Genomic DNA, 10,669 nt, shown 5'->3' with positions numbered 1-10,669 from the left:
GACGATGGTCAGACCGCAACGGAGTTACTCGGCACACCAGGTGCGTTCGAAGTCTCACCAACACCGGTCAGCGCCGAGCTGCCCGAGGTTGTTACATAGAAATCGTCGCCGATGTGTTGGGAATATGTTGACACGTTCCGCGGCGGCCCCTTCCAGCGGCTTGCCGAGCACGAACGGCTCGATATAGGTCGTCACGCCGTCCATGCGGCCACGCATGTACGGGTCGACCGACAACCAGCGGTTGCGGATGCGCACCTCTCCTTCCTGCAGATCGGGCAGCTCGGAGTGCTCCAGGGTGAACAGCTCGGTTGTCGGCATGCCCTGGGGATGATTGTTCAGCGTGAAGTAGCGGCTTTGCATGGTTTTCTCCGGTGCTTGGTTACTGCCCATGTTCTCAAATCGAGGAGTCTCTGGGGCAGTCGGGCGACTGATGCCGTCATGACTCGGGCATGATCAGGACGCCAGCTCGATGCGACGCTCACAGGGAGAGGGCTCCGGGTCGGCCAGGGAGGTCGCCAGAAGCTCAGGGGCTTGATCTGTATCTTTTTGATCCAGAACAAAAAAAGCCGGCGCAAGGGCCGGCTTTTCGCGGGAAATTCATTTGGTCGGGGTGAGAGGATTTGAACCTCCGACCCCTGCCTCCCGAAAGCCGTGCACTCGACTGCCCCAATATGCCTAAATGCCTCAAAATCAGGGGTTTACAGTTTACGCATCTGGTCAGTTTATGCCCAATGATGCTATGATCTGGTCACACGCGGGTCACACGCGGGTCACACGGAACAGCATCATGAGCACAAAAATCGCGACAAGCATCACCATCGACCGGGCGCTCAACCTTCTGAAACAGCCGGAGCGCTCCACAATCTTCTGTAGCCGGATTCCTGGCTTCTATGCGATCCGTCTAGCGCGTGGCGTGTCATTCCGCTACCGCTACCGCGACGACGCCGGAAAGCGCCGAACGAAAACCATCGGCAAGTTCGACCGGGCAAACTTCAAGCCGTCGCAGGCCGCCCAGAAAGCCGCCGCGTGGGCTGCCGGGGATAGTGACCCCATGGCGGAGCAGGAAGCCGCCAGAGAGGCCGCACAGGCCGCCAGCGTCCAAGCTGAGGCCCGCAAGCTGGGCAAGTACCTATCCGGAGACTATGCGGCCCACCAGAGCGACAAGGCGACGGGGGCGGAGACTATCGCCCGGATTCGCCGCGAGTTCGCGGACATTCTGGACGAGGACATGGCGAAGATCACGAAGCACCACATTACCGAATGGCGGCGCAAGCGAGAAAATGACGAAATCGCCCGGTCAACAATGAAGCGCGGACTAGGTGCCCTTCAGACCTGCCTGAATCAAGCGGTAAAAGACAAGTTGCTCGAATCAAACCCCATCGCCGGGGTACAGGTTCCCGTGAACGCGAACAGGGCCGAGGCGGAAGCGGCATTGAGGGAGCAGCGGAAAGCATCACGCCGAGCGCTCACTGATGATGAAATCCGGCGCATCTACAGGGGCATGAATCTGTACGCGGAGAAACTGCGAGGCCAGCGCCGCCGATCCCGAGCGCACGGCAAGCCCGACCTGCCCGACTTTGATGCGGTGGAATATCCTCACTGGATAATCCCTTTTGTCCACGTCGCCATGTATACGGGACTGAGGCCCGGCGATATATATTCCCTGACGTGGACTGAGGCAAATCTAAACTTCAAGCGGCTAACGAAGGTTCCCGCCAAGACGAAACATCATGATGACCCCGTCGAGGTGAGCTTCGCCATGCCGAGCGATCTGCACGAGGTCTTGAAGGCTTGGAATGAACAGCAGGGAAGGCCACAGACCGGCTTAGTGTTCCCGTCGCCTGTGACTGGTCGCATAATGGATAGAAGGGCGCACAAGAAGCCGTGGGGGCATATACGCAGGCTGGGCGGCTTGCCCGATGACCTCACGCTCTACTGTTTCCGGCACAACCTGATTAGCCGCATGGTCGAACGTGGTGAACCATGGCTCAAGATTGCCCGCATGGTCGGGCATAAGAGCGCCGCCATGATTGAAAATCACTACTATCACTTGAGCAAGACGGCGGCGGATGATGCCGTGGAGTCACTAGCGGCCAGCATGTCGGGCTTGATGGTAGAAAGTTCTTGACAAGTTATGCCCTTTGGGGCTATGATGCCTTTACCGATTCTGGGAAAAAGTATCCAGAGCAGTCACACGAAGCCCGGCCAACGAGCCGGGTTTTTCGCGTCTGGTGATGCTAGGTTAATTTTTTTCTTGACAAGGTTACCAATTTGGAGGTAGAATCTGCCAAAGTGTCGAGAATACCGATAAGCCGGGCCTGCCCCGGTTTTTTCATGCCCTGACCTGAAAAAAATCCTTGACATTGTGCCCCGTTGGGCCTATACTTGACAGGCCGATGTAGCCAAACTGCATCCAAAATTCAGAATCCGAGAGAGGCCCCGCATTGACGGGGCTTTTTTCGTTCCGGCCATCGTGCCGATCAAGCGCCGTCCGTCATGGGCTGGCGCTTTTTTTGTGTCCGTCAAAAGTGAGGTAATCAAAATGCAAGCAATCCTTCGCCCGCCCCAGTTGGCCGAATACCTGGGCATGAGCCTTCGGTCTATCTATCGACTCGAAGAAACCGACCCGACCTTTCCGCGCAAGGTGATGTTTTCGCCGCGATGCGTAGGCTTTCGGCGGGAAGCCGTGGACAAGTGGCTAGAGATGAAAGAAAAGCAGGCCGCATAACCGGCCCGACAAAATCAAACGAAGTGATGACCGGCCTAGCGCCGGTTTTTTTGTGCCCGAAAAACGAGAACGAGGGATTTTCTATGACCCCACTAACGCGAAAGCCCGGCGGCTACCGGGCTTCCAACCTGAGAGATCAGGCTTATTCAAACTGTACTGACAAGTATACCACTAAGCCCCTTTCCTGTCTAGTTGGGGGTGCATCATGAGCGCCGCCGAGCATATCGTCGAGACCCTATCCGAGAGACTGGCCGCGCATGATCTTGCATTGCCCGACAATGCCGAGCCGGGGCGACTGGTGAGGATGCCCGGCGCAGGTAAGCCGCAATCGAACCGGGCCGGATGGCTGAAAATCTTCCCTGATGGGGAAGGCGCGGTATTCGGTGACTGGTCTACCGGATTGTCGGAGACCTGGCAGGCGCGAAACCCGCGCGATAATGCCGAGCATGAGCGCTGGCGAGAGCAAGCCGAGGAAGCCCGACAGGAAGCCGCCGCACAACGCGCTGAGAGAGCCGACAAGGCCGCGCAGGCCGCAGCGGATACATGGGCAAAGGCTGAGGCAGTAGACACGCTGCACGGTTACCTTGTGGCGAAGCAGGTTAATGCGCATGGACTCCGCCAACATGACGGCGACCTACTGGTGCCGGTCTATGTCGATAACACTTTATCCAGCATTCAGCGGATCAAGTCTGATGGTGAAAAGTTCTTCATGCCCGGCGGCGCGACGAAGGCCGGTTATCACCTGATCGGAGATCCAGCCGAGCGCATCATCATCGCCGAAGGTTACGCCACGGCGGCAAGCATTTATGAATCAGCCGGCCAGCCGGTAGCTGTCGCGTTCAATTGCGGCAACCTGTTACCTGTAGCCGAAGCGATCCGCGCAAAGCATCCCGATGCTGAAATCATCATTGCCGCTGATGATGACCGAGAGACCGAAGGCAACCCCGGCATTAAGCGCGCCCTAGAGGCCGCACGTGCCGTTAATGGCCTACTCGCAACCCCTGGCCGCCCTGGCGACTTCAACGACCTACACGTAGACGAGGGAAGCGAGGCAGTAAGGGAACGAATCGAGCAGGCCGAAGCCCTAAAGAAGCCGGGCACGGTAGAGCTTGAAATCGTTCGGCTTGATGATCTGCACAATGCCGACATTCCCGACCCGCCGCATGTAATCGACAAGTTGCTACCTGTAGGCGTTGCGTCCAGTCTCGCAGGCCACGGCGGAACGGGTAAGACTTCGTTAGCGTTGTATGCAGCCGGTTGCGTTGCCACGGGCAGGCGGTTTATGGGCTTGGAAGTTAAACAGGTTCCTGTCCTCATGTATTCGGCAGAGGATGGCGCGGACGTGATCCGCTATCGCCTCAAGCAAATCATCGACCACGAAGCCATACCGGCATCGACACTTGCTGAAAATCTGCACGTGATCGACGCCACCAACATCGACCCGGCCCTATTCATCGAGCGAAACGAGCGCGACGAGTTCGGCAGCACGAAGCGAGGATTTACAACCCCGGCGTTTCGGGCTTTGACCGACAAAGCTGTAGAGGTCGGCGCGGGTTTGGTTGTGATCGACAACGCCAGCGATACATTCGAGGCCAACGAGAACGAACGCGCCCGAGTTCGCGGCTTTATCCGGTCACTGGCGCAAATGGCCCGAGAGATCGACGGCGCGGTGCTGCTGCTGTCTCACGTGGACAAGGCCACGGCTAAGAGCAGGGGCAGCACAGAAGGTTATAGCGGTTCGACCGCATGGCATAACTCTGTCCGGTCGCGAATGTTCCTACACGGCGAAGGCCGCAACATGATCCTAGAGCATCAAAAAGCCAACTTCGGCCCGCTGGCCGATGATCTGCTGATGCACTGGGAGCAAGGCGTATTGATGGCCGGGCATGTCGAGGGTGTCACGCGCGACCAACACGAGACCGACCTACAACATACCGCCGCCATTCTGGCGATGATAGACGAGCGCAGCGAGCGCGGCAACTTCATATCGACCAGTCGCACGGCTGGCAACGCCTACGGCGTCCTAAACGCCCTGAATGGCTTCCCCAGGATTGACCGCCGGTCATTCTGGCGCTTGATGGACGAAGCCGAGACGGCAGGCCGATTGATTCGCGATACCTACCGCGATGAGAACCGCAAGGCAAAAGAGCGATTCACCGTCACCGATGACGGGAAGCGGTTCATTCAGACCATGAGCACCTGAGTGCCTGCACCAGTTGCGCAGGTTTGCACCAGTTCTGCACCAGTATCCCAAGCAAGAACCGGAGCGGCGCACCCTAGTGCGCCAGTTCGGCTAGGGGTATGGGGAAAGAAAGTGGCGCACATTTCTAGCGCAGATTGCAGGCCCAACTGCACCAGTTCGAGGATGACCACCATGGCGAAAGGCAAGCCGTATCGAATCGGCGAATCAGTGCGAGCCGGGGGCTTAGGAATATGCACCGTGATCGGTGTCCGGCCACCCGGCTTTATCGAGGTTCAAGACTCCGGCGGGGGGCAGTGGGCTTGTGACTGGCGAGTTGTCGAGAGAGTGGGGAAAGGTGACGCAAAAATCCCCGCCCTGAAGCGGCCCCTACAGGCCGTTGAACAACCGACCTCTGCCTAGCTAAGACAGACGACGCGCCCCTGTAGCCCCTGTCCCGCATGGCTTGGGGCTTTCAGGGCTTGCGCGTGTGACCAATGTGTGACCGATAAACCGAATTTGAGGCTCAAAATGACTAAAACTGTTGCGGATTTACAACAAAACAAGGGGGGCGAAGCGGGCAAGTCGAGGGACGTTCCCGAGCGATTCAAGGCCGGATGGCTGGATGACCTGGACGGGCGGTAACGAAGGTAAGGACAAAGTGAACGCCACCGCGCACCAGGTCGCTAAGCACTTCGGCGTACACGTTAAAACTGTTGGCACATGGAGTAGATCAGGCTGTCCGCAAGTGCGGCCCGGACGGCCAGGCAGGGGCGGCGCTGCGCTTTACTGCTTGCGCGATGTGGAGGAATGGAGGAAGGCACGGAAGAAAAAGCCCGTCCCGCCGCTGGCGCTGACCACGGAGCTTGCTACACGGCTGGCCCAGCTCGCCCGCTGTGTCGCTGAGGACGTGCCTGCGGATTCGGCGGCAGACTTTTATCAAGTTGCCGTTGAGCGCTTCAACCCGCAAGCCCTCGCAGCGCTCCTTGAAGCTGAGCGGATGGGCTGGGCTGATGGGTTTGGTGAAGCGCTGGGCGCGGCGGCATGGGAGGCGCACAGGTTTGCGCCAGGGGAGCACAAGACGGAGATCGCGCGTGGGCTAGCACGTTTGTTTTACCGCGTAACGATTGACGTTGCTGACAGTCGGGGAGCGCCAGAGCTTGCGAGTCTACCCGTCCCAGTGCAGAAGTTATTGACGGTGGCGAAATGGAGTGATTAAAAGGCAGCATTTAAGCGATTTGAATAGACTTGAATCAATGGTTTTCGTTTTTAATACTTTGAGGAAAAAAAGCAATGACGACTATGATTGACGACGCGCTCGAACGCGCAAGCGGAGCGCTAAGAGTTGCCCGCACCGCACGCATGGGAACGCGCAATTCAATCGGCGACTTAGCCCGGAAGATCGTGCGGGTAGAAGTAGACCCCACGTTGCAAGAGCGAGCAGCCGTGCAGGCCAATGCGCTGGCTGGTCTGTCGGGCGAAGAACAAATTAACGCATTCCTCGCGGGCATTCGCCACCGTTCCCTTTTGGACGCCATGATGACTCAGGCCAAGATCGTGCCGGATGGACTTGGTGCCGTGCAGTTGGCTTCAGGTGTGCTTGCGGCGGACGTGAACGAAGGCGCGATGAAGCCCATCACGCGGGCCACTATCAACAATGAAAAATTTGAACATCACACCGTGGCGGCATTGCTTGCTGCATCCGAACGCTTGCTGAAATACGGCGGCGCGGAGGCTGACAAGCTCATTGAATCTGAATTGCAAAATGCCGTTGTGAAAGCAGCGAATGATACGATCATCAACGCGCTCACTACGAGCAGCACATCAGGCACTGGTGACGTGATTGGCGACATGTCTGCAGGCCTGGCTGCCGTGGCTGACTCGCCATCTTATCTTGTCGCCATGGCTCCAGGTGATGCGCGCGAATTGTCAGTCGCGACCGATGGCCGCACTGGCGTTCAAGGCGGGAAGTTCGCCGAGGGCATCACGGTGATTGGTGTGGAAGGCGTTACAAATATGCTAGTGATTCCGGCGGGCTTGTATGCACTCCAGGATCACGGTTCAGAGTTGAGCAGGAGCCGAGCGCCAGCAATCGAAATGGCAGACGACGCCACTGGCGAGTCGGGTGAATTGGTCAGCATGTTCCAGACCAACAGCGTGGCGTTCCTGTTTGAACGTGAGTTCAGCATTTACGCGGGCGCTAATGCCGTGGAGGTGACCTGATGGACGAGCAACGCTTGATCAACATAATTCGCAAATATACAGCGCAAGAGATAAGCCCTGTGGAGCAGCGAGGCGCTGACCGCTTCAAGAGCCTTGAACGGCGGCTGGAGCGCTTGGAGAATCAGATCGACCGCTTGGTTGCCAAACGTCTGGAGGGTATCGACGATGAATAGCAATGACCGCGAAAGGATCGAAGAGATACAAGCACAGATCCGATACCACAAGAACCAGATCATTGATCTGATTGGCGACGCCGCCGTGATGATCGCGCGCGACGTGACGAACGATCTGGCCGCCGAGATCGTGGCGGAGAAAAAGGCAGGGGGGGGAGGGTTGCACCCGTGATTGAAGCGTTAGTTAATCGCCCCCCCAACCGTCTTTTGCTAAACGTCTACTTTTATCAAAATCGGAGGTATTGCTGATGCGCCAACGTGGCCGCAAAAGCCCGCTAACCGCCGTTGACCCAAGCCCGACACCAACGGCATGGGTATCACCGCCTAGCTCACTTGGCGACGATGCGGCTGCCGTGTGGCGGCGTGTGGTGGCGTCCATGCCATCGGACTGGTTCAGGCCAGAGCACAGGGATATGTTGGCGTCGTTTTGCCGCCATGCTGCGAACGCGGAAAAGTTCGGCCAGCTGCTGGATGAGGCCGCTATTGATTTAGCTGATGGCGATAGCATTCTTGCTGCAAACCGCTTGTCGCTGATGGCTGATCGTGAATCACGCGCAGCGCTGGCTCTGGCCCGTTCGATGCGGATCACTCACCAAGCAACTGTGGAGCCGAAGACGGCAGGCCGCCGCCGAGCCAATAGGAGCCGGTCGGCCATCAACTGGGGGGATGCGTAATGACTCGCCGAGCACAAGCAAAGCAGCTGCCCCTGGCCGTCCGACTGGCTGAGTTGTTCAACGGCGACCGAGGACTACCTTACGCGGTATGGTCAAAGCAATTCCCGCTGTACGGCTGGGCATCGACGGACATCGACGGTTGGGCGCTCTGGTGGCCTCCGATTGAAAGTCTGTGGCACAAGTACGGACGGCACGAAGAGATCCCGCCTGGCGCGTCTCAGGATGACCTTGATGCTGTGGCTTTCATGCGTCGCCTTCATGACGAGTTCCGAGCCGCGACGGCCTAAGCCACAAGCCACACCCGAGAAGCCCGGCCACAGTGCCGGGTTTTTCATGCCGTCTATGGATACTAAAGTATCCGCTCTGGTGCTTCACCTGTCGCAACTGTCGCAGGTTTAGCTGTCGCAGACTCACCAGCAACAGCCAAGGCGAGCTGTCGCCGCTGGAGATCGGGCTGCATGTGCATGACGCCATAGAAAAAGGAAAGTGGGGCAAGGGTCGCCGCGCGTACGCGCAAAGGATTGGCAAAACGGAACAGTTTATCGGCCAACTAGCCAAGGCCGGTGAAGTGTCCCGGAAAACTAAAGTTGACTTTAGTCTTTGCCACCAGAAAACCCAGCACCTATCCGCAATTCACGCCCTGCCCGAGGCATGCTGGCAAGAGGCCGTAGAGACTATGCCTGCCCGACGATCCAGTCGTCGTATGCCCTGGATAATTTGTTATCCGCTATGGCCTCGATGAGCAGCACCCGCGCCGCCTGACTGGTGCGCTTGCCCTTGCCCTTGTCCGTGCCCACCTTGTCCGGCAATCGCGCCTGTAGCCATTCACGCGCCGCCTGAGCAGCATTGTCGGGATCCTGCCCGAGCTTGATCGTCAGCATGACGGCTAAAATAGTATCCGCGCTGATCGTGGTTCGCTGTTCGCCTAATCGGATATGCAGCCGTATCTGGTTCATGGTGCGGCCCTGCTGTTAGTGTGGATAAAATATTATCACACTTTGCAGGGTAGTGGATAGAATATTATCCACGTTCCGGGCTTTTTCTTTCGAGCCCACGGCAAGCGCCGCACCAATGCCGACAAGCGCAAGGCGGTGATGACGCTGCTGGAGGATGACGAGTGGTCGCAGTGGAGTAATCGTGAAATTGCCCGGCAGTGCCATGTTGACGAGGGCACTGTTCGGAAATATCGCGGCGAACTCACTGCGGAAAATCCGCAGTCAGACGACACCCCGCCCCGCACCTACACCACCAAGCACGGCACCACGGCCACCATGAACACCACCAACATCGGCAAACGCAAAGCCGATGAAGCACCACCAGAGACCGCAGATTCGCCGCCCGACCTGACTGCACAGGAACGCTCCGACCATATCGCGGAGTGGATCAGGCTTGTGGAGGAAAAGCAGGAGCGGGAAAATCAGATGCGGCAAGTTGCCGCACCTGAATCTGGCGTTGGGTACAAGAAACCTCCGCCGCAAACTGAGAGAGGAACCCGCGCCGCTGCCCGCGAGCTAGGAATAGACGAGCGCCAAGCCCGCCGCGCCAAGCTAATCTCCAGCATATCCGAAGATGCCAAGAAGGCAGCCGGATACAGTTTTATCCAATCACCCAGTCCGTGTATGCCGCGGATAACTGTTTATCCGCGATGGCCTCAATCAGCAGCACCCGCGCCGCCTGACTGGTGCGCTTACCCTTACCCTTGTCAGTCCCTACCTTGTCCGGCAATCGAGCCTGTAGCCATTCACGCGCCACCTGAGCAGCATTGTCTGGATCCTGCCCGAGCTTGATAGCGAGCATGGCGGCTAAAATAGTATCCACGCTGATCGTGGTTCGCTGTTCGCCTAATCGGATATGCAGCCGTATCTGGTTCATGGTGCGGCCCTGCTGTCAGTGTGGATAAAATAGTATCACACCTTGCGGGGTAGTGGATAGAATATTATCCAGGCCCGCGCCATACGGCGGGCCGGGGAGCTGCTGAATCAGATAGAGCCGGCCACGAAACACAACGCCAGAAAAACAGAGGGCGGGCACCCGCCCGTTGTTTCCCGCAAACAAGCCGCCGACGAGGCGGGCATGTCCGACCACCAGCGCAAGTAGGAGATCGGCCCGCTGCCGTGTCAGAAAACCCCTTCCCGCCCCAGCGGTAACATTCTGGTCACACGCGCCCCGAAATCCCCGTTTCAGCCAAGAAAAAGGCCGCTCGATGGCGGCCCTAAATGCTTGATATTGCGGGAAAATTAGTGGTCGGGGTGAGAGGATTTGAACCTCCGGCCCCTGCCTCCCGAAGACAGTGCTCTACCAGGCTGAGCTACACCCCGACGAAGCCGGCTATTCTAGGATAATTTACCCCTGCTGACAAGCGCGTGTCCTGGTTTGTTAGCCCAAAGCACTAATGTCCCCTTTCCACAAAGTTAAAGTGTCCCCTTTTTGGTCTGACAAGGAGCGGGGCCATGGATCGGGAGACGATTGCCAGGAGTCACCGGGAGTGGGATCGGGTGGGTGGCATCCGGAAGGTGGTTGACGGCACGCTGAGCCAGCGTGAGGCGGCGCGTCATCTGGGGCTGAGCGTTCGCCACGTCAAGCGGCTGGTTCGGGCCTTCCGCGCCGAAGGGGCGGCAGGCCTGGCCTCAAGGCATCGTGGCCGGCCCGGCAACAATCGCATCGCCGCTTCGGTGCGGGATCATTTCATCGC

12 protein-coding genes and 1 tRNA gene are annotated in these 10,669 nt (G+C 58.2%); 10 read left to right on the top strand and 3 right to left on the bottom strand.

Annotated elements, in window-relative coordinates:
• Positions 1-54 precede the first annotated feature (54 nt).
• A complete protein-coding gene (locus ACEWQZ_RS06785) occupies positions 55-360 on the bottom strand; it encodes a hypothetical protein (RefSeq protein WP_476482319.1) in 306 nt (101 codons plus the stop codon).
• 427 nt (positions 361-787) lie between these two features.
• Here ACEWQZ_RS06785 and ACEWQZ_RS06780 point away from each other — a divergent pair, with 427 nt between their 5' ends.
• The 8 genes from ACEWQZ_RS06780 to ACEWQZ_RS06745 all read left to right on the top strand — a co-directional run bounded on the left by ACEWQZ_RS06780 (position 788) and on the right by ACEWQZ_RS06745 (position 7,977).
• Positions 788-2,128, top strand: coding sequence for a tyrosine-type recombinase/integrase (locus ACEWQZ_RS06780; protein WP_476482318.1), 1,341 nt, complete (start codon positions 788-790; stop codon positions 2,126-2,128).
• A 414-nt stretch (positions 2,129-2,542) separates the two neighbouring features.
• A complete protein-coding gene (locus ACEWQZ_RS06775; protein ID WP_476482317.1) occupies positions 2,543-2,728 on the top strand; it encodes a helix-turn-helix transcriptional regulator in 186 nt (61 codons plus the stop codon).
• Positions 2,729-2,933: 205 nt separating this feature from the next.
• Positions 2,934-4,931, top strand: a complete 1,998-nt coding sequence (locus ACEWQZ_RS06770; RefSeq protein ID WP_476482316.1) for an AAA family ATPase — start codon at positions 2,934-2,936, stop codon at positions 4,929-4,931.
• A gap of 601 nt (positions 4,932-5,532) precedes the next feature.
• Entirely contained in the window at positions 5,533-6,126 is a 594-nt protein-coding gene (locus tag ACEWQZ_RS06765) for a hypothetical protein (RefSeq protein ID WP_476482315.1), read from the top strand.
• Positions 6,127-6,200: 74 nt separating this feature from the next.
• The gene (locus tag ACEWQZ_RS06760) at positions 6,201-7,130 is read left to right on the top strand and encodes a phage major capsid family protein (protein ID WP_476482314.1); all 930 of its coding nucleotides are present in this window, start codon (positions 6,201-6,203) and stop codon (positions 7,128-7,130) included.
• Positions 7,130-7,303 carry a hypothetical protein gene (locus ACEWQZ_RS06755; RefSeq protein ID WP_476482313.1) on the top strand — a complete coding sequence of 58 codons (174 nt, stop codon included), beginning with the start codon at positions 7,130-7,132 and terminating at the stop codon, positions 7,301-7,303. The genes ACEWQZ_RS06760 and ACEWQZ_RS06755 overlap by 1 nt, the downstream gene beginning before the upstream one ends.
• The gene (locus ACEWQZ_RS06750; protein WP_476482312.1) at positions 7,296-7,475 is read left to right on the top strand and encodes a hypothetical protein; all 180 of its coding nucleotides are present in this window, start codon (positions 7,296-7,298) and stop codon (positions 7,473-7,475) included. Before ACEWQZ_RS06755 ends, ACEWQZ_RS06750 begins: the two co-directional genes overlap by 8 nt.
• 241 nt (positions 7,476-7,716) lie before the next feature.
• Positions 7,717-7,977: a hypothetical protein gene (locus tag ACEWQZ_RS06745; protein ID WP_476482311.1), complete on the top strand. Its 261-nt coding sequence runs from the start codon at positions 7,717-7,719 to the stop codon at positions 7,975-7,977.
• Between the two features lie 674 nt (positions 7,978-8,651).
• Here ACEWQZ_RS06745 and ACEWQZ_RS06740 read toward each other — a convergent pair.
• Positions 8,652-8,933: a hypothetical protein gene (locus ACEWQZ_RS06740; protein WP_476482310.1), complete on the bottom strand. Its 282-nt coding sequence runs from the start codon at positions 8,931-8,933 to the stop codon at positions 8,652-8,654.
• Positions 8,934-9,071: 138 nt separating this feature from the next.
• Between ACEWQZ_RS06740 and ACEWQZ_RS06735 the strand changes: the two genes are divergently transcribed.
• Entirely contained in the window at positions 9,072-9,764 is a 693-nt protein-coding gene (locus tag ACEWQZ_RS06735) for a hypothetical protein (RefSeq protein ID WP_476482309.1), read from the top strand.
• A gap of 454 nt (positions 9,765-10,218) precedes the next feature.
• Here ACEWQZ_RS06735 and ACEWQZ_RS06730 read toward each other — a convergent pair.
• Positions 10,219-10,295 (bottom strand) — tRNA-Pro (locus ACEWQZ_RS06730).
• Positions 10,296-10,427: 132 nt separating this feature from the next.
• On the opposite strand from ACEWQZ_RS06730, the gene ACEWQZ_RS06725 reads away from it, so the two are divergent.
• On the top strand, positions 10,428-10,669 hold a 242-nt coding region (locus ACEWQZ_RS06725; protein WP_476482308.1), incomplete at its 3' end, for a helix-turn-helix domain-containing protein.

It is taken from the genome of Wenzhouxiangella sp. YN1, from assembly GCF_056324145.1.
Note: the sequence above shows the minus strand (reverse complement) of the source record. Positions and strands in the feature narration are given on the sequence as shown.

Excerpts from the sequence above, each read along its gene's own strand:
- ACEWQZ_RS06785 (WP_476482319.1), bottom strand. The coding sequence starts at position 360 with ATGCAAAGCCGCTACTTCACGCTGAACAATCATCCCCAGGGCATGCCG.
- ACEWQZ_RS06780 (WP_476482318.1), top strand. The coding sequence starts at position 788 with ATGAGCACAAAAATCGCGACAAGCATCACCATCGACCGGGCGCTCAAC.
- ACEWQZ_RS06775 (WP_476482317.1), top strand. The coding sequence starts at position 2,543 with ATGCAAGCAATCCTTCGCCCGCCCCAGTTGGCCGAATACCTGGGCATG.
- ACEWQZ_RS06770 (WP_476482316.1), top strand. The coding sequence starts at position 2,934 with ATGAGCGCCGCCGAGCATATCGTCGAGACCCTATCCGAGAGACTGGCC.
- ACEWQZ_RS06765 (WP_476482315.1), top strand. The coding sequence starts at position 5,533 with ATGACCTGGACGGGCGGTAACGAAGGTAAGGACAAAGTGAACGCCACC.
- ACEWQZ_RS06760 (WP_476482314.1), top strand. The coding sequence starts at position 6,201 with ATGACGACTATGATTGACGACGCGCTCGAACGCGCAAGCGGAGCGCTA.
- ACEWQZ_RS06755 (WP_476482313.1), top strand. The coding sequence starts at position 7,130 with ATGGACGAGCAACGCTTGATCAACATAATTCGCAAATATACAGCGCAA.
- ACEWQZ_RS06750 (WP_476482312.1), top strand. The coding sequence starts at position 7,296 with ATGAATAGCAATGACCGCGAAAGGATCGAAGAGATACAAGCACAGATC.
- ACEWQZ_RS06745 (WP_476482311.1), top strand. The coding sequence starts at position 7,717 with ATGTTGGCGTCGTTTTGCCGCCATGCTGCGAACGCGGAAAAGTTCGGC.
- ACEWQZ_RS06740 (WP_476482310.1), bottom strand. The coding sequence starts at position 8,933 with ATGAACCAGATACGGCTGCATATCCGATTAGGCGAACAGCGAACCACG.
- ACEWQZ_RS06735 (WP_476482309.1), top strand. The coding sequence starts at position 9,072 with ATGACGCTGCTGGAGGATGACGAGTGGTCGCAGTGGAGTAATCGTGAA.